Origin of the sequence: Campylobacter concisus (assembly GCF_003048555.1) — a bacterium.
Taxonomy (GTDB): domain Bacteria; phylum Campylobacterota; class Campylobacteria; order Campylobacterales; family Campylobacteraceae; genus Campylobacter_A; species Campylobacter_A concisus_AO.
Genome location: NZ_PIRR01000003.1, coordinates 16573 through 40584, shown reverse-complemented (window position 1 = coordinate 40584; position 24012 = coordinate 16573). Strand labels below are relative to the sequence as shown.

Below are 24012 nucleotides of genomic sequence, written 5' to 3'. Positions count from 1 at the left end.
ATTTGGTTATTAAAGATATTAAGAGATTTAGCGATACGAGATATAAGGCAAGGGCGTATATTTGCTATTTATTTAGTAGAAATTTGCCAAATAGACTGCCTGGAGTTTGTTTGGAGAACATAAAAGCTGGCTTTGACAAGATCAGTCACGAGATAGAAAATTTTGACGCATTATATATCTTAGACGAAAATGGCGTGCAGATCGAAGACTCGATCAGTCTAAATGAAAAATACAAGATCCCAAAGGGTGAAAACCGTGCAAATAAGGCATACTACTATACCGCAGTGCGTGAGAAAAGGTGTGTTTTAAGCGATCCTTATCCATCAAGTCTAAATGGAAATTTATGCGTCACAGCAAGCGTGCCTATCTATAATGAAAAAAATGAGCTTAAATTTATCGCCTGCATCGACATAAGCTTAGAAAATATCCTAAAAATGGTCGATGGTGGCTTTGTTGAGGAGCACTTTGGTAGATTTTTAAAGACTGTTTACACACTATTTTGCGCCTCACTTTTTATGATCTGTGCCTTTTTGTTTTGGCATGGCGTAAAGAGCTTTATTTCAAAAAGTATCCAGCATATAAATGTTGAAGAAATTTTTGAATCAACCATTATTTTAACGCTCGCTCTTGCCATTTTTGACCTTGTAAAAACGATATTTGAAGAGGAAGTTTTAGGGAAAAATCACGATGAAAATAGTGTGATTTATAAGACGATGGTGAGATTTATCGGCTCAATTATCATCGCACTTGCGATCGAAGCGCTTATGCTTGTGTTTAAATTTGCTATAACCGCGCCCGAAAATATCATAAACGCTATCTATCTAATAGGCGGTGTCGCCGTATTGATGGCCGCACTTAGCATTTATCTTTTTAGTGTAAAAAAGCAGGATGGTAAATGATCGCGATAGTTGATTATGGTGCTGGAAATATTAAAAGTGTGATAAATGCTTTTAATTTTCTTGACAAAAAATGTGTTTTAGTAAGTGATCCTGAGAATTTAAAAGAGCACTCTCACATTGTTTTACCAGGCGTTGGAGCCTTTGGTGAAGCGATGAAAAAGCTAAAAAATAACGGCATGGATAAAGCGATAAAAGAGGCAGTAAAAAGCGGTAAAGCATTTATTGGTATCTGTCTTGGCATGCAGCTTTTATTTGAAAAAGGTTTTGAATTTGGTGAACATGCTGGGCTTGGACTGATAGCTGGCGAGGTCGTAAAATTTAATGAAGCTAATTTCGATAAACCATTAAAGATACCTCATATTGGTTGGAACGCTTTGGAATTTAAGCAAAATAGTCCATTAAATTTAGGACTAAAAGAGCTTGAGTATTTATATTTTGTACATAGCTATCATGTGGTTTGTGATGATAAATTTGCTCTTGCAAAGACGACTTACGGATATGAATTTACAAGTGCGGTTTGGCATGAAAATATCTTTGGCTTTCAGCCTCATCCAGAAAAAAGTCATGAAGCTGGACTTAAAATTTTAGAGAATTTTGCGAGGTTATGATGGAAATTTTTCCAGCGATTGATTTAAAAGAGGGACAAGCGGTTAGACTTAGCAAAGGTCTTATGCAAAGTGCAAAAATTTATAGTAACGAGCCAAGTGAACTTGCTAAGAAATTTGAAGATTATGGCGCAAAATGGATTCATGTGGTTGATTTGGATGGTGCATTTGCTGGAGAGACGATAAATTTTAAAACAATTGAAAAGATTACAAAGGCTACAAATTTAAGCGTCCAAGTGGGTGGTGGCATAAGAGATGAAGAGCGTATAAAGCGCTATTTAGACCTTGGAGTTAGCAGAGTGATTCTTGGCTCAGTTGCTCTTAGAGATCCAGAATTTACAGCAAAAATGGCTGAAATTTATAGAGTTGTAGTTGGTATTGACGCAAAAGATGGCTATGTGGCCGTGCAAGGTTGGGGCGAGATCTCAAATATAAAAGCAGTCGATCTTGCAAGAAAATTTGCAGATGTTGGCGTGGAAGCTGTGATTTGCACCGATATTAATAAGGATGGAATGCTTGGCGGAGTTAATGTTGAGTTTAGCTTGCAAATAGCTAGAAATAGTAAGCTCGAGACGATAGCAAGTGGTGGCGTGAGTGATATAAATGATATTTTGATGCTAAAAGCCACAAATGAGATTAGTGGCGTAATAGTTGGGAAAGCCTACTATGAGGGGTTGCTTGACCTAAAAGAGGCCTTTAAACTACTTAGATAGCGTTAAAGCTTTTATAAATTTAAATTAGCTAGAATAGGGCAATTTTTACTAAAAGGATATTATGTGAAGATTTTGGTTGTAGATGACAGTTCAACAATGAGAAGAATCATAAAAAATACTTTACAAAGGTTAGGACATCAAGAAATTCTTGAGGCTGAGCACGGTCTTGAGGCCTGGAATATCTTAACTCAAAACGAAGGTATCGAAGTTCTTATCACTGACTGGAATATGCCTGAGATGAATGGTCTTGAGCTTGTTAAAAAGGTAAGAGCAGAGCAAAAGTATGTTGATATGCCTATCATAATGGTAACAACAGAGGGCGGAAAAGCCGAAGTTATAACAGCTTTAAAAGCAGGTGTTAATAACTACATCGTTAAACCTTTTACGCCACAAGTTTTAAAAGAGAAGCTTGAAGACGTTCTTGGTTAATGAAAGATAAATTCTACGAATTAAGCATAAAAACATCAAATTTTTATGATGAAATTTTAGAGCTAGTTTTCTCTTTTGAAGTTACCTGTGTTGAAGAGCTAGATCACGAGATCATCATCAGGGAAGAGTATGATCTAAAAGATATAGCTTGGGGTATTGAAGAGTATGCAAAAGGGCTCTCTAGTGTTCGTAAAATTTCAAATGATTTAAAAATTTCTCTTAATTTAAAAGAAAATAAAGACTGGCTAGGTGAATATAAAAAGGCAGTTAAGCCTATTTTAGTTGATAAAATTTATGTTAGACCTAGCTGGGAAGAGCCACTTAATGGCGTAACAAATATCATAATCGACCCAGCTCTAGCCTTTGGCTCAGGGCACCACGAAAGTACAAATTCTTGTTTGCAACTTTTACAAAAATATGCAAAAAGTGGCAATACTGCTTTAGATGTAGGATGCGGAAGCGGGATATTAAGCATAGCTTTAGCAAAGCTTGGCTGTAAGGTCGATGCTTGCGATACAGACGAGCAAGCTACACAAAGTTCACTTAGTAACGCTGAGTTAAATGAGATTAAATTTAATAAAATTTGGACAGGCTCTATCGTAAATTTAGAGCAAAAATATGACATTGTCGTAGCAAATATCATTGCTGATGTCATTTTTATGCTCTCAAATGACTTAAAAAAATCGCTTAAAAAAGGCGGCTACTTGGTATTGTCAGGAATTTTAAACAAATACGAAGATAGGATTAAAGATACATTTAAGGATTTGGAGCTAATTGAGATAAAACAAAGTAACGATTGGAGTAGCTTTGTTTATAAGGAAATAGATGAATAACCAAAATAATAACCAAAATAATGGCAATAATAACGGTTTTTTTAATAAAAATCCTATTTTTATTTTCGCCATTTTTGCAATAGTTATAGTTTTAGCTTTTAGAAGTTTTAGTGGAGACGGACTAGGTGGCTCTTTTGGGCTAAATAGTAATGCTCAGAGTAAAATGGTAGCTTATTCTGAGTTTAAAGATATGTTAAAAAATAAGCAACTAAATGAGGTTGCTATCTCAGAAACTACCATAAAAGGCATAGGTAGTGACAAAACTATCTATCTTGCAAAACGTATAAATGATCCAACGCTCATTGGCATACTTGAGCAAAATGGCATAACTTATAGCGTTTATAGCGAAAATAACTGGTTTGGTGATCTTATATTTTCATGGATCATCCCGGTATTTATATTTTTTGCTATTTGGATGTTTATTGCTAGTCGTATGCAAAAGAATATTGGCGGCGGCATACTTGGCATAGGAAGTGCAAAAAAACTTATAAATTCTGAAAAGCCAAAAGTAAAATTTGACGATGTCGCAGGTGTCGAAGAGGCAAAAGAAGAGGTTCAAGAAATAGTTGATTATCTAAAAAGTCCTGATAAATATCTAAGACTTGGGGCAAAAATTCCAAAAGGAATTTTGCTAGTTGGCCCTCCGGGCACAGGCAAAACGCTTCTTGCAAGAGCAGTTGCAGGCGAGGCTAGTGTGCCATTTTTCTCTATGTCAGCATCAAGCTTTATAGAGATGTTTGTCGGTGTTGGCGCAAGTAGGGTTAGAGATCTTTTTGAAAATGCTAAAAAAGAGGCTCCAGCGATCGTTTTTATAGATGAGATCGATGCGATCGGTAAAAGTAGAAATTCTGGTCCGATGGGCGGCAATGACGAGAGAGAGCAAACGCTAAATCAGCTTCTTTCTGAGATGGACGGCTTTGATGCGGATAAATCACCAGTTATTGTTATAGCTGCTACAAATAGACCTGAAGTTTTAGATGCTGCGCTTTTAAGGCCAGGTAGATTTGATAGGCAAGTGCTTGTTGATAAACCTGATTTTAAAGGACGCTGCGACATCTTAAAAGTTCACATGAAAGATGTAAAGATTGGCAAAGATGTAAATATCGAAGATATCGCAAGGCTTACTACTGGTTTAGCTGGCGCTGATCTTGAAAACATCATAAATGAGGCAGCACTTCTTGCAGGACGTAAGTCAAAGACCTTTGTTGAGCAGGCCGATCTTGTGGAGGCTGTTGAGAGATCGATTGCTGGACTTGAGAAAAAGTCTCGCCGCGTAAATCCAAAAGAAAAAAGAATTGTCACTTATCATGAGTGCGGTCATGCCTTGATAGCTGAGCTAACAAAAGGTGCAAAAAGGGTAACAAAAGTCTCAGTCGTGCCACGTGGTCTTGCGGCACTTGGCTATACTCTAAATACGCCTGAAGAGAATAAATTTATGATGCAAAAGCATGAATTGATAGCAGAAGTAGATGTGCTTTTGGCTGGTAGGGCTGCTGAAGAGGTGTTTATTAAAGAAATTTCAACCGGAGCTAGCAACGACCTAGAGCGTGCGACTGATATCATAAAAGCTATGGTTAGTATGTATGGTATGAGTGATGTTGCTGGTCTTATGGTGCTTGAAAAACAACGTGCTACGTTTTTAAATGGCGGTCAAAGCATCAAAGATTACAGTGATAAGATGGCTGAAAAGGTTGATGAGTTTGTAAAAACACTTCTTCATGAAAGATATACAGCTGTGCTTGGTCTTCTTGAAATTTATAAAGGCGCCATTGAAAATATGGTATCAGCACTTTATGAAGAAGAAACAATCGAAGGAAAAAGAGTTAGAGAGATCATTAAAAACTATGAGATCGAAAATGATCTAGAGAGCAGACTCGTAGAGATGGAAGAAGACGATAAGAGCAAAAAAGAGGAATAAAAATGAGTGGCTATATCGCGAAAGCAGGATATAAATTTATATTATTTTTTTTAACTTTATTTGTTTTATCTTTGCTGTTTGGGATCTTGTCGCTATTTTTTGCTATTTTATTCTTTTTGAGTCTTTATTTTTTTAGAGATCCTGAGAGAGAGCCATTTTCTGATGATAAATTGGCTTTACTATCGCCGATTGATGGCAAGATAAAAGAGATTAGTGCTTCAAATTTTGATAATAATGAAGTAGCTAAGATCGTCATAAAAAAATCTTTTTTTGATGTTGGCACATTAAGGGCTGTAAGTGATATAAAAGTAGCTGAAATACGCAAAAGACATGGCTTATTCTTATGCCAGGCTATGAAAATTTCAGAATTTTTAAATGAAAGAGCTATTATTCGCTTTGAAAAAGAAAATATAAAATTTGTTATGAAAATTATAGCTGGAGTTTTCAGTCGAAGCTTAGAAATTTCAAATGTTACTAGCCTAAAAGCATCTAGAAAATTTGGTTTTTTAGGAAGTGGTGAGGTGATTTTATACTTACCAAGAGAGACTAAAATATGTGTAAGCGTTGGAGAAAGCGTAAAGGCTGCTTCACTTTTGGGATATTTTGAAGAGGGAAAAAGAGATGAATAACATACAAAAGATGCAACTAATGTATATCTTGCCAAATTTATTTACAGCAGCTAGTGCTTTTTTGGGTGTTATTAGCATTATTTCATCTATTCAAGGTAACTATTTTAAAGCCATTATTTATATAATCTTATCGCTTATTTTAGATGGACTTGATGGACGTGTGGCTAGACTTACAAAGACAACTAGCAAATTTGGCGTAGAGTTTGATAGTCTTGCAGATCTTGTTGCTTTTGGTGTAGCGCCAGCGATTTTATTTTATTTGACTATTGGTAAAAATTTTGGCAGATTCGGAGCACTTATAGCTGCTATGTTTGTAGTTTTTGGAGCTATTAGGCTTGCTCGTTTTAATGTCACTACTGGCACATATGAGCCAAATGTTTTTATCGGGCTTCCTATTCCATCAGCAGCTATTGTGAGCGTACTTTGGGTTGGAATTTATATTGACTATACTTTTTTAGAGGGATTTGAGTGGTGCTTGATGTTACTTGAAGCTACTTTGGCAGCTTTAATGGTTAGCAACATCCGCTATCCAAGCTTTAAAAAAATAAATTTAAAACAAACCCATGTGATAAGAATTTTAGTAGCTCTTGTAGTTGCATTTTCGATGCTTTATCTATATCCATTTGAAAGTGCGACTTTGGTTATGAGCATCTATATGCTTTATGGTATAGTAAGAGCTACTATAATGTTTAGTAAAAATTCCAAAAAAAAGGAGAGCGAATGAGTGAAAATGGCGTCATAAAATCACGTAAATTTTTACCTAAAATCGAAATCAAAAACTCTCTACTGCTGCTACTTAGGTAGCAAATTTCTCTTTACTTAACTCATCAAATTTAAAATTTAAATAAAAAAATAAAAAAGGACAAAAATGGATAAGAATAAAATTATAATCTTTGATACAACTTTAAGAGATGGCGAGCAAAGCCCTGGTGCATCGATGAATACAGCCGAAAAACTACAGATCGCACTTCAGCTTGAAAGGCTTGGTGTGGATGTTATGGAGGCTGGATTTGCAGCAGCAAGCCCAGGGGACTTTGATGCGGTAAATCAAATAGCAAAGCAAGCCTCAAATATCACGGTTTGCTCTCTTGCACGTGCAGTTGAGCGTGATATCAAGGCAGCTGGCGAGGCATTGGCTCCAGCTAAAAATAAGAGAATTCATACATTTATAGCAACAAGCCCAATTCATATGGAGTACAAGCTAAAAATGAGCCCAGATGAAGTAATAAAACGTGCAGTCGAGTCTATAAAATACGCAAAAACTTTTTGCGATGATGTGGAGTTTAGCTGCGAGGACGCTTGTAGAAGTGAAATGAGCTTTTTAAAAGAAATTTGTGATGCTGCCATAAATGCGGGTGCAAAAACTTTAAATATTCCTGATACAGTTGGTTATTTATATCCTGAAGAGATAACTGCTCGCATTAGTGAAATAGTAAAATTTGTAGGCGATAGAGCCATAATATCTGTGCATAATCACAATGACTTAGGCATGGCTACAGCAAATTCACTAGCGGCCATAAAAGCTGGTGCAAGGCAGGTCGAAGGCACGATAAATGGCATAGGTGAGCGCGCCGGAAATGCTGCGCTTGAAGAGATCGTGATGGCTATTAAAACTCGCCAAGACGTCTTTGCTCCATTTTATACAGACATTATCTCAAAAGAAATTTATCCAACTTCAAGACTGATTGCTAGTATTATAGGCATTGAGCCTCAACCAAACAAAGCTATCGTTGGTAAAAACGCATTTGCTCATGAGAGTGGCATACATCAAGACGGCGTGCTAAAACACAAAGAGACCTATGAGATAATTAGCGCTGAGAGTATAGGCCTTGAGAAAAATTCCCTTGTTTTAGGTAAGCATAGCGGTCGCCACGCGTTTAAAGATAAGCTTGCTAGCCTTGGATTTGACCTTGATAGCGATGCTCTTAATAAGGCTTTTGAAAAATTTAAAGAGCTAGCTGATAAGAAAAAAGAGATATTTGATGATGATATTAGGGCTCTTGTGGCTGAAGAGATTACAAAAATTCCACAAGCTTATGAGATTACGGCTCTTCTTCAAAGTAGCGGCGGAAGCCTTGCGAGTGCTTCAATTAGTATAAAACACAATGATGAGATTATTAGCGACTCAGCTCTAGGAAATGGTACTGCTGATGCGATATTTAAGGTGGTTGATCGTATTAGTGGCATTAGCGGCACGCTAAAAGACTATAAAGTGGCGTCTGTTTCTCAAGGCAAGGATGCACTTGCAAAGGTTGATGTAAAGGTCGAGTTTGAGGGTAAAACGGCTGTAATAGGCCATGGACTTGACATAGATACTATGATGGCAAGCGCAAAAGCCTATGTTGGCGCACTAAATAGCTACCTTCGCATACATAAAAACTAAAATTTTAGCCGGCTGCTAAATTTGCAGCTGGCTATTTTAAATTTAATCCAAAAAATATATAAATTTTTAAAATTTAAAGTCCTTATTTAAAAAATAGAATTTTACTATCTTTGCAAATTTTAAAATCTTACTCACTCACCTTAGCAACTTACTAATTTTAGGGCTCATAAATATTCGCCACTAAATTTATAAGCGTGATATGCCCGCTCGTAAATTTTTAAAATTTGATAAGGTTTAGACCGCATGCAGTGTAAAGCACTAGTGTATGCCTCTTGAATGTGCGAGGGATTTGGGGGATTTCTTAAAAAAAGGAGGGGGACAAGGGGATGGACTTCGCGTCTACCACGCAGTTGCGAGCCTGAGAAGTAAAATTAAGTCCCCTTGCCTCTCTTTCGAATAAAAAATTGCAAATTTAATCAAGCCATTTTGTAAATTTTAAAATATTACACTCGCCATAGCAGACTACTAAATTTATAGCCACAAAATACCAGCTTTAATTTAAAATTTTGCTCAGAGAACAAATTTTTTGACTTACTACCCAACTATCTTTTTAACAGCTAGTGAGGCTAAATTTAGCCCAAAGCAAGCAGTCACACCCATGAAGCTGCCAAGTTGTTTGCAAAGTGGCTCTTCTGTTGAAAAGACCACATCAAATTTACCGCTAAAGCCTGATTTTTTGAGTTCATATCTATATTTTCTAGCTAGTGGATCGACCGAGGTTTTCCACACGCTAGCCACCTTTATCTTGGTTGGATCGATCCTTTTTGCACCACCCATAGAGGCTATAAATTTGCTAGGATCTACCGCATTTGCAAGGGCGATCTTAGCAGTGATATCATCGATCGCATCGATCACCACGTCAAATTTACTAAAGTCAAATCCAGCAATAAACTCAGGCGTAATCAGCGTCTGAATAGGCGTGATACAAGGATAAATTTTGGCAAACTCATCTACCTTTATGCCACCAATGTTTTCGCTGTAAATTTGGCGATTTTGATTTGTTATATCAAAGGTGTCTTTATCGATCAGCGTGATGCTCCCAACCCCGCTTCTAGCAAGCGCATCTACGCACATTCCACCCACACCACCAGCTCCACAAACTAGCACTTTTGCGCTTTGAAGCTTGCTAAAACCATCCTCGCCAAAGAGCCATCTTGTCCTCGTAAATCTATCATTTTGCATCAAATTTCCCTTTTAAGCTCTCCAAACTCTCGTATGAAGTCATATTTAGTTTTATGGGCGTTATCGTGGCAAAGCCATCATTTACCTTGCTGATGTCACTAGGCTCGCCCTTTTCGTATTCAAGTGCAGCGTTTCCAAGCCAGTAGTACTCGATACCTCTTGGGTTGCGATTAAGCGTAGCATGTGTGGCGTAGGTGCGTTTGCCAGCTGGGACGACGGTGTAGCCTTTGAAATTTTTGCTTGTCACGGCTGGGATATTTACATTTAGAAATTCTCTTTGATTTAGCGAAATTTCATCCTCTAGCACCTTTGGTACGATAAATTTCACCACCTCTTTTGCTAGATTAAAGCCAAGTTCATTCAGCGAGTTGTTTGCATAAAACTGCGAAAAAGCGATACTTCTAATGCCTTGCAAAACCCCCTCCATCGCCGCTCCACACGTACCAGAATAGGTTATATCTTCGCCCAAATTTGCTCCGTGATTTATGCCGCTTATCACTAGATCTGGCTTTTTATTATAAAGTGCGTGAAGTGCGAGATAGACGCAGTCACTTGGCGTTGCGTCATCGAGTTTAAAAAAGTTATCATCAAGTTTTATAAATCTAAGTGGCCTTGTGAGCGTCAAAGAGTGAGCGCAGGCTGATTTTTCAGAGCTTGGAGCTACGATCGTGACGTTCACGCCGTCTAGCTCACTTAAAGCTTCTTTTAAAGCAAGTAAGCCAGTCGCCTCAAATCCATCGTCATTTGTTATCAAAATTTCTTTCAAATTTTATCCTTTAAAGGGTTGGATTTTATCACAGCTTTCTTAAAATTTTAAAGAATTTTTGCGTATAATGCCCCCAAAAAAAGACCTGATGAAAGTGTGTAAATGAAAATTTTAGTCTCCGCTCTTGAGCCATCGGCAAATTTGCATTTAAAAGAAATTTTGAAAAATTTCGAGGGCGAATTTGAGCTTATGGGAATTTTTAGCGAAGAGCTTGGCACGCCATATATGAAAAGTAGCGAATTTTCAGCGATGGGCTTTGTCGAGGTTTTGCCGCTCATTTTCAAAGCAAAAAAGGCGATAAAAGTGATGAGCCAGATGGCAAAAGAGGCTGATGCAGTGCTGCTAATAGACAGCCCAGCATTTAATCTGCCACTTGCAAAGGCGATAAAAAAGGCTGGTGCAAAGACGGCCGTGACATACTATATCTTGCCTCAAGTTTGGGCGTGGAAGCCAAAAAGAGTGAGCGTAGTGGAGAGGTACTGTGACAACCTGGCTTCGATCCTGCCATTTGATGCGAAATTTTATAGCCGATCGACCTACGTGGGACATCCTTTGATGGATGAGATAAAGCTTAAAAAAACTAGCCTAAGTAGCAGTGGCAAAGTGGCTTTTTTGCCAGGCTCTAGAAGGTCAGAGATTTCAAGACTTATGCCAGTTTATAGAGAGCTTGCTAAGAATATTGAGGCAAAAAGACTGCTTGTCGTGCCACCATTTTTGCTTGATAAAGTGGGTGAAATTTATGGCGATGTAAGCGATTTTGATATCGTCTTAAATACGCCTGAAGCTTTGTATGAGAGCGATTTTGCCTTTGTTTGCTCAGGCACGGCTACGCTTGAGGCAGCGCTCATTGGCACGCCATTTGTGCTAGCTTACAAGGCAAAAGCCATAGATATTTTTATAGCTAGAAAATTTGTAAAGATCAAGCACGCTGGACTTGCAAATATAATGTTTGATTTCATGGGCAAAGAGCCGCTTCATGAGGAGTTTATCCAAGAGTTTGCAACGGCTGAAAATTTGCTAAGAGCTTATGAGAGCTGCGATAGGCAGAAATTCTTAAAAGGCTGTGATGAACTAAGGGCTTATTTAGGGCATGGCAGCAGCAAAAACGTAGTAAAAATTTTAAAGAATATGGAGTAAAAAATGAGTGAACCAATGACAATGCACGGATATGAAAAGATAGAAGCTGAGCTAAAGGATCTAAGGCTGGTGCAACGCCCTCAAATCGTAACTGAGATAGATATCGCAAGAAGTCACGGTGACCTAAAAGAAAATGCTGAGTATCATGCAGCAAAAGAGAAGCAAGCCTTTATAGACGCTAGGATAGCAGAGCTAGGCTCGCTTCTTGCAAATGCCGAAGTGATCGATCCAAGTAGCTATGAGCACGATAGAGTTAGATTTGGCTCGAGTGTGACGATAATGGACGAAGAGACCGAAATAGAGCATACATATACGATAGTTGGCATTAGTGAAAGCGACATCGATAAAGGCTATATCTCGATAAACTCACCTCTTGCAAAGCAGCTTTTGGGTAAGGCTGAGGGCGATGAGGTAGTGCTAAATTTACCAAAAGGCAGAAGCGACGTTGAGATCGTAAAAATTTGCTACAAGCCTATAAAATTTGACTAAAAAGATGATGCAAAGAGCTAGAAACTGCTTTTTGGCTCTGCTAATTTTTAATTAAGGTAAAATTTGAGCGAATATCTATATGCCCCCGTTATAAAAGAGGGCGCGATCTTTTTAGCTGATGCACATGAAAACGTAAACCGAAATGGCTTTTTGAAATTTTTAAGAGCCATTGATAGTGGTGATATCAAAGAGCCGCCACAAATTTTTTTGTTAGGCGATATGTTTGACTTTCTAACGGGCGAGGGCGAATATACAAGAGAATTTTACTCTGAGCACTTAAGCCTTATAAATAAAATTTCACAAAAGGTAGAAATTGTTTACTTCGAGGGCAACCACGATTTTAGACTTTCAAATTTATTTAATAAAACAAGAGAAATTTGGGATGGGCGTGAGATGCTGCGTTATAAAAGAGTTAGGGTTTATGATATTTACGATCAGCCAGCAAATTTCAAAACGATCAATGAAGAACGCGTTCAGATCGCGCATGGCGATATATTCTTACCTTTTGTAGATAAATACGCGCTTAGATTTTTGCGAGTAAAATGGTTTTTAAAATTTATGAATGCTTTGGATAAATTTTTAAATTTTAAAATATCAAAAGCGATACTAGCCAAACTTACTAAGAAAAATTTAGACTATAAAATTCCTAATTTTAAGGAGCTAATGAGCAAGCATTTGCAAGGATATAAGGCCGGCATTGTGATAGAAGGACACTATCATCAAGGCGAGCAATTTAACATTTACGATAAGTTTTATATAAATTTACCTTGTTTTGCATGCGAGCAAAGTTATTTTGTTGTAGAATACGCCCAGCAAAAATTAAATTTGCTCAAAATGAGTTTGAAAGGACATTGATGTTTGGAGATAACGTACTAAAAACGGACTCAAACGAGATGGAACTTGTTGATTTTCGTATCTTTAAAAAGACCGAAAACAAAGTATATGAAGGAATATACGGAGTCAATGTCGCAAAGGTGCGGGAGATCATTAAGATGCCAAATCTTACAGAGCTTCCTGGCGTTCCCGAGTATATCGAGGGAATTTTTGATTTAAGGGGCGTGGTGATCCCTGTCATAAATTTGGCAAGATGGATGAATATTATCGAGCCAACCGAAGGCGTAGTTATAAAGCCACGTGTTATTATTGCTGAGTTTAGTGGTATTTTGATCGGTTTTATCGTCCATGAGGCAAAAAGGATCAGGCGTATAAGCTGGAAAGATATCGAGCCTGCAAATTTTGCTTCAGGTTCTGGCGCTTTAGATAAAGGCAAAATAACAGGTGTAACAAGAATAGAAAATGATGAAGTTTTACTTATTCTTGATCTTGAAAGCATAGTAGAAGAGCTTGGAATTTACTCACCAAAGATCGATTTTGATGTAACAGACGATCAAAAATTAAAAGGTGCTGCTTTAGTTTTAGATGATAGCTCGACTGCTAGAAAACTAGTAAAAGACGCACTTGAGAAGATGGGGCTTAGCGTAGTTGAGGCCAAAAACGGCGTTGAGGGCTTGGAGAGAATGGAAGAGCTTTATCAAAGATATGGAGATAACTTATCAAGAGAGCTTAGAGTTATCTTAAGTGATATCGAAATGCCACAGATGGATGGATACCGCTTTGCTTCAACTCTTAAAAACGATGAAAGATTTAAAGAAGTACCAATAGTATTTAACTCCTCATTGAGTAATGATTTTAGCGAAATCAAGAGCAAAGAAGCTGGTGGTGCGGCGTATCTTACAAAATTTGATGCAAGCATATTTTATCAAGAAGTGCTAAAAGTTATTGAAGCACATTCTAAATCTGCAAAATGAGGTGAAACATGGATGATATGAAAGAAATAATGGAAGACTTTTTAATAGAAGCTTTCGAACTTATTGAGCAGATAGATCATGACCTTGTTGAACTTGAGTCAAACCCTGAAGATTTGGAATTATTAAATAGAATTTTCCGTGTTGCTCACACAGTAAAAGGTAGCTCAAGCTTTTTAAATTTTGATGTTTTAACAGAGCTTACTCACCATATGGAGGATGTTTTAAATAAAGCTAGAAAAGGCGAGCTAAAGATCACTCCAGACATTATGGACGTAGTTCTTGAGTCTGTTGATATGATGAAAGGTTTGTTAAGCAGCATTAGAGATCATGGAAATGATACAGCTGCTGGCATTGATATTAAAAACATTTGCGCAAGACTTACTCAAATTTCTGAAGGTGAGGCTCCAGCAGCAGCTCCTGAAGCTCCTGCCACGCCAGTAGCTGAGCCAGCATCAGAACCGGCAAAAGAGCCAGAGCCAGCCGCGCCTGCCGAAGAGGCATCAGAGATAAGTGATGCTGAGCTTTCAAAGCTAAGTGATTCAGAAGTTGAAGCTGAGATAGAAAGACTCTTAAAGGTTAGAAAGGCTGAGGATCAAGCAAGGCGTGCTTCAAAAGGTATAGCTCCAAAATCTCCTAGCGAGATAGCCCCAGCTGCAAGTAGCACTTCAGTTCCAGCTGCAAAAGCAGAGAGCAAAGAAAAAGACGGAGATAAGAAGGTCCCAGCGGCAAGTAGCGGTGCAGTAGCTCAGGAACAAACTATACGTGTTGAGGTAAAAAGACTTGACCACTTAATGAACCTAATTGGTGAGCTTGTTCTTGGTAAAAACCGATTATTAAAAATTTATGATGACGTGGAAGAGAGATATGAGGGTGAGAAATTCCTTGAAGAGTTAAATCAAGTAGTCTCAAGTCTAAGCTTGGTAACGACTGATATTCAGCTTGCAGTTATGAAGACAAGAATGCTTCCAATAGCAAAAGTCTTTAATAAATTCCCACGTATGATACGCGATCTTAGTCGCGATCTTGGTAAGCAAATCGATCTTGAAATTTCAGGTGAAGAGACTGAACTTGATAAGTCAATCGTAGAAGAGATCGGCGATCCACTAGTTCACATCATCAGAAATTCATGCGATCACGGCATCGAGGATCCTGAGACAAGAAAGGCAGCAGGTAAGCCAGAAAAAGGCCTTGTTCAGCTAAAAGCTTACAATGAAGGCAACCACATCGTTGTTGAGATAGTTGATGATGGTAAAGGCTTAGATGCTGACATGCTTAAATCTAAATCGATAGAAAAAGGCATCATCACTGAGCGCGAAGCTGATGCGATGAGCGAAAAAGAGGCATTTGGCCTTATCTTTAGACCAGGATTTTCAACTGCAGCAAAGGTTACAAACGTATCTGGTCGTGGTGTTGGTATGGACGTTGTTAAGACAAATATTGAAAAGCTAAATGGTATCATTGATATTGAAAGTGAAGTTGGAAAAGGCACGGTTATGAAGCTTAAAATTCCACTCACGCTTGCGATTATTCAGTCGCTACTTGTTGGAACGCAAGAAGAATTTTATGCTATTCCACTTGCTAGCGTTCTTGAAACTGTTCGCGTGCCGATTGATGATATCTACACGATCGATGGCAAAAATGTACTAAGGCTAAGAGATGAAGTCTTATCTCTTGTTAGACTCTCTGATGTATTTGGTGTAGAAAAAGCATTTGATGGTGGAGATCAAACTTATGTCGTAATAATCGGTGTTGCTGAAGCAAAACTAGGTATTATCGTCGATACTTTGGTTGGACAAGAAGAGATTGTTATTAAATCAATGGGCGATTATTTACAAAATATCCCAGGTATTGCCGGTGCGACTATTAGAGGTGATGGCCGTGTGACATTGATTATTGACGTTGGTGCTATGATGGAGATGGCAAAAGATATCAAGGTAGATATTAGAGCCGAAATAGAAGATAGCACAAAAGCAAAGGAAAAACCAAGCGATTATAAAGTCTTGATAGTTGATGATTCAAAAATGGATAGAACTATCATGCAAAAAGCGCTTGAACCAACTGGGGTAACGATAATAGAAGCCACAAACGGTGTTGAGGCATTAAATATCGTAAAATCCGGAGAACACTCCTTTGATGCGATTTTGATAGATATTGAGATGCCAAGAATGGATGGATATACACTAGCTGGCGAAATTAGAAAATACTCTAAGTATAGAAATTTACCACTTATCGCTGTTACATCAAGGACGTCAAAAACAGATAGGTTGCGTGGCGTAGAAGTTGGAATGACTGAGTATATTACAAAACCATATTCAGCCGAGTACTTAGAAAATGTCGTTAGAAAGAATATAAAATTAGCTTAGGGGTAAGGGATGAACAATAAACTAAATCAAGTTTTAAGCAAGCAAAAACAGCAAATGAATGGTCCTGAGTTAAAAAATAATGAGGATATAGTTCAGCTAGTAGGATTTGTTGTCGGTGAGGAAGAGTACGCAATACCTATTTTAAATATTCAAGAGATAATCAAACCTATTGAATACACACGTGTTCCTAGTGTGCCTGATTACGTTCTTGGTGTGTTTAACCTACGTGGAAATGTTATTCCGCTTATTGATTTGCGTAAGCGTTTTTCACTAAATGTTACAAAACAAAGCCCAAGCACAAGATATATCGTTATGAAAGATGCGGATAATATCGCTGGCTTTGTGATAGACCGCTTGACGGAGGCTATCAGAATAGACCGTAACAGGATCGATCCGCCACCAGAGACTTTAGTAAAAGACAAAGGCATGATTTATGGTATCGGAAAGCGTGACCAAAATATTCTTACGATCTTGAAGGTCGAAAGCCTTTTAAAACGTGATTTTTAGGGTATAGCTTGATAAAACTTTGTGTTTTTGATTTTGACTCTACAATAATGGACGGCGAGACGATAGATATTCTCGCCGCCGCTAATAATGCTAGCGAAGAGGTAGCTAATATAACTAAGCGTTCGATGAACGGTGAGCTTGATTTTTTTGAAAGTCTTACAAAAAGAGTAAAATTTTTAAAAGGATTGCCACTTTTAAAAGTAAATGAAATTTGCAAAAATTTACCCATAATGCCAGGAGCTGGCGAGCTGATAAAAGCTCTAAAGCAAAAAGATATTAAGGTTGTGGTTTTTAGTGGTGGATTTCACAATGCAACCGATGTAATGCAAAAAAAACTTAATTTTGATGCAAATTTTGCAAATATCTTGCATCATAAAGATGGAATTTTAAGTGGTGAAGTTGGCGGAGAGATGATGTTTAGTAGTTCAAAGGGAGATATGATTGACCGCTTGTGTGGACTATTAAATTTAGGCAAGGACGAGATAATGTGTGTTGGGGACGGGGCCAATGACATATCGATGTTTAGAAAGTGCGACCTTAGCATTGCATTTTGTGCAAAAGATATCTTAAAAAAAGAAGCGACACATTGTGTTGATGTTAAAGACTTGCGTGAAATTTTAAAATTTATAAGGTAGAAATTAATGTATGACAACGAAGCTAAATTCTCTCTTTGGTGTGATTTTATAGAGAGAAATTTTTTACAAAACGAATTTAACTCTTTATTGGAAAATAATGTTATAAATGGTGCTACAAGCAACCCAGCTATTTTTAAAACAGCATTTGCTTCACCTGCTTATAAAAAGATAATAGAAGCTAGCAATAAACGCCATCCAAAAGATCTTTATGAAATTTTGGCTACTCAAGATATAAAAATCGCAGCATGTAAAATGTTAAGAAATTATGCAAACGGCGATGATGGCTTTGTAAGCATTGAGGTTGATCCAAATTTAAGCGACGATACAGCTGCAACGATAGAAGAAGGTATTAGGCTTCATAATCTAATATCAATGCCAAATGTTATGATAAAAATTCCAGCTACAAAAGATGGTTATGAGGCGATGAGCGCGCTTATGGCAAGGGGGATTAGCGTAAATGCTACGCTTATATTTTCACCAGATCAGGCTAAAAACTGTCTTGAAGCATTTAAAGAAGGTAGTAAGGCTTACGCAAGTCGCTTTATAGATACTACTATGCCAAAAGGTGTGATAAGTGTTTTTGTAAGTAGATTTGATAGAAAGCTTGATGAGGTTATGGCTGCAAAGAGCTTGCCAACGGGACAAATTGGCATAATGAATGCTGCAAATATATATCACCTTATTGAAGATTTTGGACTAGAAAATGTAAGAACGCTTTTTGCAAGCACAGGCGTAAAAGGCGGTAGTTTAAGAGAGGATTATTACGTTAGAGAGCTAATGTATAAAAATTCTATAAATACAGCACCAATAGAGACGATAAAAGAATTTATAAAAGAAAAAGCAGAGGCAAAAAATGTGCCTAGTAAAGAAAATATCTCAAGCTTTTTCCAGATTATAAAAAATAATGAGATAGATATAAATGTCGTTTATAAAGATTTATTAAGCGATGGCTTAAAGCAGTTTGTATCAGCATTTGATGATATTATGAAATCACTTTAGACAAAGAAGTCCAAGCTAATACACAAACAGTAAAAGTGATCATTCTTAAACAAGATTTATGTGAAATTTATAAAGCATTGGATAAAATCAGCACCTATTTTTTTATGAAAGGAAAACGATGTTAGAGGGTATCGTTAGAGAGAGTATCGGTAAAAAGTCTGCAAAGGCTTTGAGAAGAGATGGTTATCTAATCGCCAACATTTATGGCAAGGGATTAGAGAATGTTGCAGCTGCTTTTAAAGTAAATGACTTTATTAAAGAAGCACGCAAAAAAGAGAGCCTTGCTTTTGATGTAAAAGTAGGCGGAAAAGTTTATAATGTCGTTATTGTTGATTACCAAAGAGATGTTGTTACAAGCGATCTTAAACACGTAGATCTAAAAGTAGCACTTCCAGGCGTTTTATCAAAATATATGGTCCCAGTTAAGCCAGTTGGAACACCTATTGGTCTTAAAAATAAGGGCGTTTTGATCCAATCAAAAAGACGTCTTTGCGTAAAATGTACAGCTGAAAATTTACCAAATTCATTTGACGTTGATGTAAGCAAACTTGACATCGACGATACTATTTTGGTTCGTGATATCACAGCTCCTAAAGGCGTTACTATTGTAGACGCTGACCGTGTTGCGGTACTTGGAGTTATTAAAGCTAAATAAAAAGGGCTTTTGTGACACTAATAACGGGGCTGGGAAATCCCGGCCCCAAATATGAAAACACTAGACACAATATAGGCTTTATGCTTATAGACCTCCTAAAAGACTCAAATTACAAAGATATTAGCTCAGCCAAATTCCAAGGCGAAGTTTTTAAATTTAACGACATTATCTTGCTAAAACCAACAACCTTTATGAACCTCTCGGGACAAAGTGTAAAAGCGGTCAAAGATTTTTATAAACCAGATAGAATAATCGTAATACACGATGACCTTGATCTTAGTTTTGGTGCAGTTAAATTTAAAAAAGGCGGCAGTAGCGGCGGCCATAACGGCATAAAATCGATCGATGGACTAATAGGCAATGACTACGAAAGGGTGCGTGTTGGCATTGGGCACCTTGGTGATGCTAAAAATTTTGTTCTTGGAGAGTTTAGTGATGAGGAGAAAAAGGTTTTAGATGAAATTTTAGCCTACACAAAAAATGCAGTTTGCGAGCTACTAAAGAGTGATATCAATGAAATTTCACAAAAATTTACAGTAAAAAAAGGTCTTATCAAATGAAACTATACGCCAGATACATTGGCTGGGTCTATATAAAATCTTTTCTTATCGTATTTTTAGCGCTTGAACTATTTTATGTTGGTATCGACCTACTTACAAATTTAAAAGATCTGCCACCATCTGCAAACCTTCAGCTCCTTTATGTTGGGCTTACATCGCTTAGTGCTATTGGATACGTTTTGCCACTTTCGCTCATTTTTGCACTCATTATTTTACATGTAAATATGGTCAGATCAAACGAGCTAATCAGCTTTTATGCACTTGGTATTAGTAAAAATAGTCTAATTTTTCCACCATTTTTTATTGCACTTTTTGTAACTATTTTTTATGTTGGCTTAAATTTTACTCCATTTGCCTATGCGCACGACTATCAAAAAAGTATCGCTAAAAATACGGCTTTTTCAAAAAGCACAAATGATTCGTTTTTAAAGTTTGAAGGCAAATTTATCTATATAAAAGAGCTAAATTCTGTTAATCAAATAGCAAATGATGTTAGAATTTTTGAGATAAATGGCACAAATTTACTCTCAACTACATTTGCAAATCATGCTAATTTTAAAGACAATGAATGGATCTTAAAAGATGTTAATCAAACTCTTTTGCCGCAAATTTTAGAGCTTGGCGAGGCTGGTTTTAATAAAATACAAAGCGAGAGCTTAGATGCATTAAAAGGCTTTAAGCCAAAGAGTATTGAAAGCGCTGCTAGTGTTGAAAACTCAAAATTTAATATCCCAGATGCGATAAATTTTATAAAGACATTTAAGAATGAAGGCATCGGCCTTGATAGCGCAAAAACAGCTTTTTACAACCTTGCTATCGCACCATTTTTTGCACCATTTTTGTTGCTCATTTTTTACTATCATTTGCCTGTAACTGGTAGATTTTTTAATCTTGCACTTTCGACTTTTATCTTTGTTGTGATAACTCTTGTCGTTTGGGGGCTTCTCTTTATTCTTGCAAAATTTGCACAAACTTCTGTAATCTTGCCAGAGATTGGTATAGTTTTACCGGTCATTTTACTTTTTGCATACGCCATTTATCTCATAAAATCGCATCGTTAAGCCAAATTTTGGCAAGCTTTTTGTAAAATCAAGCCATTTTAATAAAGGCTATTTTATGGATTTTAAAGAGCTTGCACGTAGATACAAAACCCCACTTTACATTTATGATTTTAACCACATAAAAAACCGCTATGAAGCACTAAAGAATGCATTTTTTGCTAGAAAATCTCTCATTTGTTATGCGGTGAAAGCAAACTCAAATCTAAGTGTTTTGAAATTTCTAGCCGACCTTGGAGCTGGATTTGATTGTGTTAGCATTGGCGAAGTAAAAAGAGCACTTTTAGCAGGCGCAAAGAGATATCAGATCATTTTTAGCGGTGTTGGCAAGAGCGATGAAGAGTTAAAAGAGGCTTTAAAAAATGAAATTTTACTCATAAATGTTGAGAGTTTTGCTGAACTTTTAAGGCTTGAGGAGATCGCAAAAGGGCTAAACTTAAAGGCAAGAATTAGCATTAGAGTAAATCCAGGTGTCGATGCAAAAACTCACCCATATATCTCGACAGGGCTAAATGAAAATAAATTTGGCGTTGATGCTGAAACAGCCAAAAAAATGTATATTCACGCTAAAGCTTCAGACTCTCTTGAGCCAACTGGCATACATTTTCACATCGGCTCGCAGCTAACCTCGCTAAGCCCGATAATAGACGCTGCAAAGATCGTTAGCGAGCTTTTAAGAGAGCTAAGAGCACTTGAGATAGATATCAAATTTTTCGATGTTGGCGGCGGACTCGGTATCATTTATAACGATGAAAAAGAGATAAATTTATACGACTATGCTCAAGGAATTTTAGCTGCACTAAAAGGCCAAGACGTGACTATCGTATGCGAGCCAGGACGCTTTATCGTAGGTAATGCTGGCTACTTTGTTGCAAGCGTTTTATATGAAAAATTTAATGGCAAAAAGAGATTTGTCATCACTGATGGCGCGATGAATGATCTTATAAGACCAAGCCTTTATGGTGCTCATCATGAAATTTTTGTTTGTGGCAAGGATAAAAATTTAGGCCCATGCGACGTGGTTGGTCCAGTTTGTGAAAGTGGCGATTTTTTAGCAAAAGATATAGAGTTGCCAGAGTGCAATAGTGGCGATATTATCGTTGTAAAAGGTGCTGGAGCTTATGGTTTTAGCATGAGCTCAAACTACAACACAAGAAACAGAGCCGCTGAAGTTTGCGTGCTTGATGGCAAAGACAGACTTATAAGAAGACGTGAGAGCTTTGAAGATGTCGTGGCACTTGAGAGAGAATTTTTGGAGAGCGCTGATGCAAGAGCTAAATGAGCTTAGAAAAGAGATCGATGCGATCGATGATCTCATCTTAAATAAACTAAATGAGAGAATGAAGCTTGTTGAGCAGATCGGTAAGCTAAAACAAACTAGCGGAACGCCTATATATCGTCCTGAGCGTGAGCGAGCTATCATAAACCGCTTAACTAGCCTTAGCAAAGACAAAGCTTTAAATAAAGCTGCTATTGAAGCCATTTATCTTGAAATTTTTGCTGTAAGTAGAAATTTAGAGATGCCTCAAAAGATCGTCTATCTAGGACCTGAAGGCACTTACACGCATCAGGCGGCTCAGAGTAGATTTGGTGCAATGAGTTCTTATCTGCCACTTGCGACCATTGAGGCGGTTTTTATCAAGCTAGCTCAAAAAGAGGCAAAATACGGCGTTGTGCCTATTGAAAACAATACTGAAGGTGCTGTTGGCGCTACGCTTGATTGTTTGAGTAAATTTAGTGATATAAAAATAGTTGCTGAGCTTTATGTGGATATCCACCACAGCTTTGTTAGCATAAATGAAAATTTAAAAGAGATAAAGCGAATTTATTCACATCCGCAAGGGTATAATCAATGCCGTAAATTTTTAGAAGATCATATGCTAAATGAAATTGAATTTGTCCCAGCAAAATCAACCGCAGCAGCTGCATACATGGCATCAATGGATAGAAACTCAGCCGCCATTTGCTCAAAGATCGCAGCAAAAATTTATAATGTGCCGATCGTTTATGAGACGATTGAAGACAATATGGCAAATAGAACGAGATTTTTGATTTTAAGCGATTTTAAAAATGCAAGAGTTGAAAACTCAAAAACTTCGATCCTTGCAAAGACTGATCACAGTCCAGGACGTCTTGCCGATCTGCTTTCTATCTTTAAAAATGAAAATATTAATATCACAAAACTTGAGTCACGCCCTATAAAACAGCGCGAATTTAAGTCAATGTTTTATCTTGATTTTGAAGGGCATATCGACGATGAGAAGGTACAAAATGCCTTTGAACTCGCAAAAGAGAGCGGTGCTGAGATAAGCTGGTTAGGAAGTTATTTAAACGGAGAAGAGTAATGAAGTTTAATGATTTTTTAGATGATTTAGTTAATTACGAGGCTGGAAAGCCGATTGAGCTTGTAGTTAGAGAGTTTGGCATCGAGGCAAAAGATGTAATCAAGCTAGCTAGCAACGAAAACCCTTTTGGTACGAGCAAACGCGTAGAAGAGGGACTAAAAGAGGTCGCTAAAAACGCACATCTCTATCCAGACGATAGCTACTTTGAGCTAAAAGAGGGACTGGCTAAGAAATTTGGCGTAACTAGCAAAAATCTAATCATCGGCTCTGGAAGTGATCAGATCATAGAGTATGCACTCCACGCAAAGGCAAATAAGCAAAGTGGCGTTTTGATGGCTGGCGTGACATTTGCGATGTATGAAATTTATGCAAAGCAAACCGGAGCAAAAATTTATCGCACAAAGAGTGTAGAGCACAATTTGAGCGAGTTTTTAGAAATTTATAACGCGCATAAAGATGAAATTTCTGTCATCTTTCTTTGCTTGCCGAATAACCCATTAGGTGAGTGTTTGGACGCAGATGAGGTCTTTAAATTTATAAAAAGCGTTGATGAAAATACGCTTGTTGTGCTTGATTGTGCCTACAATGAATTTGCAAAATTTAAAGATAGCAAAAAAGAGATAAAGCCAAGCGAGGTGGTAAAATTTAAAAATGCCATCTATCTTGGTACTTTCTCAAAGGCCTACGCACTTGGTGGCATGCGCGTTGGATATGGCGTGGCAAATGAAGAGATCATAGGTGCTCTCTCAAAACTAAGAGCTCCGTTTAACATCACAACTCTAAGCTTAAGAGCTGCGATAGTAGCACTTGGAGATGATGAGTTTGTGCAGCAAACCATGCAAAATAACTTCGAGCAAATGAAGAGATATGAAGAATTTGCAAAGCAAAATGGCATAGAATTTATCCCAAGCTATACAAATTTCATAACTTTTAAATTTAACGAGCCAAAATCAAGCCAGATATGCGAAAAGATGCTAAAAAAGGGTATAATTTTGCGAGATCTAAAAAGCTACGCCTTAAATGCGGTGAGAATCACCATCGGTCAGGCATGGCAAAACGATAGAGTTTTTGAAGAGTTAAAGCAAATTTTAAAGTAGGG

25 protein-coding genes are annotated in these 24012 nt (G+C 37.4%); 23 read left to right on the top strand and 2 right to left on the bottom strand.

The genetic code is table 11. The annotated features are described in order from the left end of the window. Positions 1-2 precede the first annotated feature (2 nt). From CVS92_RS00860 to CVS92_RS00820, 9 genes are all read left to right on the top strand, one after another. The gene (locus tag CVS92_RS00860) at positions 3-899 is read left to right on the top strand and encodes a PDC sensor domain-containing protein (RefSeq protein WP_107788178.1); all 897 of its coding nucleotides are present in this window, start codon (positions 3-5) and stop codon (positions 897-899) included. Further along, positions 896-1507: an imidazole glycerol phosphate synthase subunit HisH gene (gene hisH, locus CVS92_RS00855; protein WP_107788177.1), complete on the top strand. Its 612-nt coding sequence runs from the start codon at positions 896-898 to the stop codon at positions 1505-1507. Before CVS92_RS00860 ends, hisH begins: the two co-directional genes overlap by 4 nt. Beyond that, positions 1507-2217, top strand: a complete 711-nt coding sequence (gene hisA / locus CVS92_RS00850) for a 1-(5-phosphoribosyl)-5-[(5-phosphoribosylamino)methylideneamino]imidazole-4-carboxamide isomerase (protein ID WP_107788176.1) — start codon at positions 1507-1509, stop codon at positions 2215-2217. Before hisH ends, hisA begins: the two co-directional genes overlap by 1 nt. A gap of 63 nt (positions 2218-2280) precedes the next feature. After that, positions 2281-2646, top strand: a complete 366-nt coding sequence (locus CVS92_RS00845) for a chemotaxis response regulator CheY (protein ID WP_002939933.1) — start codon at positions 2281-2283, stop codon at positions 2644-2646. After that, positions 2646-3479, top strand: a complete 834-nt coding sequence (locus tag CVS92_RS00840) for a 50S ribosomal protein L11 methyltransferase (protein WP_107788175.1) — start codon at positions 2646-2648, stop codon at positions 3477-3479. The genes CVS92_RS00845 and CVS92_RS00840 overlap by 1 nt, the downstream gene beginning before the upstream one ends. After that, complete coding sequence (gene ftsH, locus CVS92_RS00835) at positions 3472-5397, top strand: ATP-dependent zinc metalloprotease FtsH (RefSeq protein WP_107788174.1); 1926 nt, start codon at positions 3472-3474, stop codon at positions 5395-5397. The genes CVS92_RS00840 and ftsH overlap by 8 nt, the downstream gene beginning before the upstream one ends. Before the next feature lie 2 nt (positions 5398-5399). Beyond that, positions 5400-6026: a phosphatidylserine decarboxylase gene (locus tag CVS92_RS00830; protein ID WP_107788173.1), complete on the top strand. Its 627-nt coding sequence runs from the start codon at positions 5400-5402 to the stop codon at positions 6024-6026. Beyond that, a complete protein-coding gene (gene pssA, locus CVS92_RS00825; protein ID WP_021091822.1) occupies positions 6019-6750 on the top strand; it encodes a CDP-diacylglycerol--serine O-phosphatidyltransferase in 732 nt (243 codons plus the stop codon). The genes CVS92_RS00830 and pssA overlap by 8 nt, the downstream gene beginning before the upstream one ends. Positions 6751-6894: 144 nt before the next feature. Further along, positions 6895-8409 carry a 2-isopropylmalate synthase gene (locus CVS92_RS00820; RefSeq protein WP_021091757.1) on the top strand — a complete coding sequence of 505 codons (1515 nt, stop codon included), beginning with the start codon at positions 6895-6897 and terminating at the stop codon, positions 8407-8409. 534 nt (positions 8410-8943) lie between these two features. Here the strand turns inward: CVS92_RS00820 and CVS92_RS00815 are convergent. Then, on the bottom strand, positions 8944-9591 hold the full coding sequence (locus tag CVS92_RS00815; protein ID WP_107788172.1) for a ThiF family adenylyltransferase: 648 nt from the start codon (positions 9589-9591) through the stop codon (positions 8944-8946). Then, the gene (gene surE, locus CVS92_RS00810; RefSeq protein ID WP_107788171.1) at positions 9581-10357 is read right to left on the bottom strand and encodes a 5'/3'-nucleotidase SurE; all 777 of its coding nucleotides are present in this window, start codon (positions 10355-10357) and stop codon (positions 9581-9583) included. The genes CVS92_RS00815 and surE overlap by 11 nt, the downstream gene beginning before the upstream one ends. A 102-nt stretch (positions 10358-10459) precedes the next feature. Between surE and lpxB the strand changes: the two genes are divergently transcribed. The 14 genes from lpxB to hisC all read left to right on the top strand — a co-directional run bounded on the left by lpxB (position 10460) and on the right by hisC (position 24010). Further along, on the top strand, positions 10460-11494 hold the full coding sequence (gene lpxB / locus CVS92_RS00805) for a lipid-A-disaccharide synthase (RefSeq protein WP_107691412.1): 1035 nt from the start codon (positions 10460-10462) through the stop codon (positions 11492-11494). 3 nt (positions 11495-11497) lie between these two features. Next, positions 11498-11983 carry a transcription elongation factor GreA gene (greA, locus tag CVS92_RS00800; protein ID WP_087579112.1) on the top strand — a complete coding sequence of 162 codons (486 nt, stop codon included), beginning with the start codon at positions 11498-11500 and terminating at the stop codon, positions 11981-11983. Positions 11984-12046: 63 nt separating this feature from the next. Beyond that, entirely contained in the window at positions 12047-12838 is a 792-nt protein-coding gene (locus CVS92_RS00795) for a UDP-2,3-diacylglucosamine diphosphatase (protein ID WP_107788170.1), read from the top strand. Then, positions 12838-13791: a chemotaxis protein gene (locus CVS92_RS00790; protein WP_054197033.1), complete on the top strand. Its 954-nt coding sequence runs from the start codon at positions 12838-12840 to the stop codon at positions 13789-13791. The genes CVS92_RS00795 and CVS92_RS00790 overlap by 1 nt, the downstream gene beginning before the upstream one ends. 8 nt (positions 13792-13799) lie before the next feature. Then, a complete protein-coding gene (locus CVS92_RS00785; protein WP_107788169.1) occupies positions 13800-16154 on the top strand; it encodes a chemotaxis protein CheW in 2355 nt (784 codons plus the stop codon). Between the two features lie 9 nt (positions 16155-16163). Continuing rightward, positions 16164-16661, top strand: coding sequence for a chemotaxis protein CheW (locus tag CVS92_RS00780; RefSeq protein ID WP_072594427.1), 498 nt, complete (start codon positions 16164-16166; stop codon positions 16659-16661). An 8-nt stretch (positions 16662-16669) separates the two neighbouring features. Next, positions 16670-17296, top strand: coding sequence for a phosphoserine phosphatase SerB (gene serB, locus CVS92_RS00775; protein WP_107788168.1), 627 nt, complete (start codon positions 16670-16672; stop codon positions 17294-17296). Between the two features lie 6 nt (positions 17297-17302). Continuing rightward, positions 17303-18295 carry a transaldolase gene (locus tag CVS92_RS00770; RefSeq protein WP_107788167.1) on the top strand — a complete coding sequence of 331 codons (993 nt, stop codon included), beginning with the start codon at positions 17303-17305 and terminating at the stop codon, positions 18293-18295. A gap of 118 nt (positions 18296-18413) precedes the next feature. After that, positions 18414-18950, top strand: a complete 537-nt coding sequence (locus CVS92_RS00765; RefSeq protein WP_087579108.1) for a 50S ribosomal protein L25/general stress protein Ctc — start codon at positions 18414-18416, stop codon at positions 18948-18950. Positions 18951-18961: 11 nt separating this feature from the next. Beyond that, positions 18962-19510: an aminoacyl-tRNA hydrolase gene (gene pth / locus CVS92_RS00760; RefSeq protein ID WP_107788166.1), complete on the top strand. Its 549-nt coding sequence runs from the start codon at positions 18962-18964 to the stop codon at positions 19508-19510. Next, the gene (locus CVS92_RS00755; RefSeq protein ID WP_107788165.1) at positions 19507-20571 is read left to right on the top strand and encodes an LptF/LptG family permease; all 1065 of its coding nucleotides are present in this window, start codon (positions 19507-19509) and stop codon (positions 20569-20571) included. Before pth ends, CVS92_RS00755 begins: the two co-directional genes overlap by 4 nt. Before the next feature lie 55 nt (positions 20572-20626). Further along, positions 20627-21850 (top strand): diaminopimelate decarboxylase, encoded by a 1224-nt coding sequence (lysA, locus tag CVS92_RS00750; RefSeq protein WP_107788164.1) that lies wholly within the window; start codon positions 20627-20629, stop codon positions 21848-21850. Next, positions 21834-22913, top strand: coding sequence for a prephenate dehydratase (gene pheA, locus CVS92_RS00745; protein WP_107788163.1), 1080 nt, complete (start codon positions 21834-21836; stop codon positions 22911-22913). Before lysA ends, pheA begins: the two co-directional genes overlap by 17 nt. Further along, positions 22913-24010 (top strand): histidinol-phosphate transaminase, encoded by a 1098-nt coding sequence (gene hisC, locus CVS92_RS00740; RefSeq protein ID WP_107788162.1) that lies wholly within the window; start codon positions 22913-22915, stop codon positions 24008-24010. The genes pheA and hisC overlap by 1 nt, the downstream gene beginning before the upstream one ends. Positions 24011-24012: the final 2 nt, after the last annotated feature.

Excerpts from the sequence above, each read along its gene's own strand:
- hisH (WP_107788177.1), top strand. The coding sequence starts at position 896 with ATGATCGCGATAGTTGATTATGGTGCTGGAAATATTAAAAGTGTGATA.
- hisA (WP_107788176.1), top strand. The coding sequence starts at position 1,507 with ATGGAAATTTTTCCAGCGATTGATTTAAAAGAGGGACAAGCGGTTAGA.
- CVS92_RS00840 (WP_107788175.1), top strand. The coding sequence starts at position 2,646 with ATGAAAGATAAATTCTACGAATTAAGCATAAAAACATCAAATTTTTAT.
- ftsH (WP_107788174.1), top strand. The coding sequence starts at position 3,472 with ATGAATAACCAAAATAATAACCAAAATAATGGCAATAATAACGGTTTT.
- CVS92_RS00830 (WP_107788173.1), top strand. The coding sequence starts at position 5,400 with ATGAGTGGCTATATCGCGAAAGCAGGATATAAATTTATATTATTTTTT.
- pssA (WP_021091822.1), top strand. The coding sequence starts at position 6,019 with ATGAATAACATACAAAAGATGCAACTAATGTATATCTTGCCAAATTTA.
- CVS92_RS00820 (WP_021091757.1), top strand. The coding sequence starts at position 6,895 with ATGGATAAGAATAAAATTATAATCTTTGATACAACTTTAAGAGATGGC.
- CVS92_RS00815 (WP_107788172.1), bottom strand. The coding sequence starts at position 9,591 with ATGCAAAATGATAGATTTACGAGGACAAGATGGCTCTTTGGCGAGGAT.
- lpxB (WP_107691412.1), top strand. The coding sequence starts at position 10,460 with ATGAAAATTTTAGTCTCCGCTCTTGAGCCATCGGCAAATTTGCATTTA.
- greA (WP_087579112.1), top strand. The coding sequence starts at position 11,498 with ATGAGTGAACCAATGACAATGCACGGATATGAAAAGATAGAAGCTGAG.
- CVS92_RS00790 (WP_054197033.1), top strand. The coding sequence starts at position 12,838 with ATGTTTGGAGATAACGTACTAAAAACGGACTCAAACGAGATGGAACTT.
- CVS92_RS00785 (WP_107788169.1), top strand. The coding sequence starts at position 13,800 with ATGGATGATATGAAAGAAATAATGGAAGACTTTTTAATAGAAGCTTTC.
- CVS92_RS00780 (WP_072594427.1), top strand. The coding sequence starts at position 16,164 with ATGAACAATAAACTAAATCAAGTTTTAAGCAAGCAAAAACAGCAAATG.
- CVS92_RS00770 (WP_107788167.1), top strand. The coding sequence starts at position 17,303 with ATGTATGACAACGAAGCTAAATTCTCTCTTTGGTGTGATTTTATAGAG.
- CVS92_RS00765 (WP_087579108.1), top strand. The coding sequence starts at position 18,414 with ATGTTAGAGGGTATCGTTAGAGAGAGTATCGGTAAAAAGTCTGCAAAG.
- CVS92_RS00755 (WP_107788165.1), top strand. The coding sequence starts at position 19,507 with ATGAAACTATACGCCAGATACATTGGCTGGGTCTATATAAAATCTTTT.
- lysA (WP_107788164.1), top strand. The coding sequence starts at position 20,627 with ATGGATTTTAAAGAGCTTGCACGTAGATACAAAACCCCACTTTACATT.
- pheA (WP_107788163.1), top strand. The coding sequence starts at position 21,834 with ATGCAAGAGCTAAATGAGCTTAGAAAAGAGATCGATGCGATCGATGAT.
- hisC (WP_107788162.1), top strand. The coding sequence starts at position 22,913 with ATGAAGTTTAATGATTTTTTAGATGATTTAGTTAATTACGAGGCTGGA.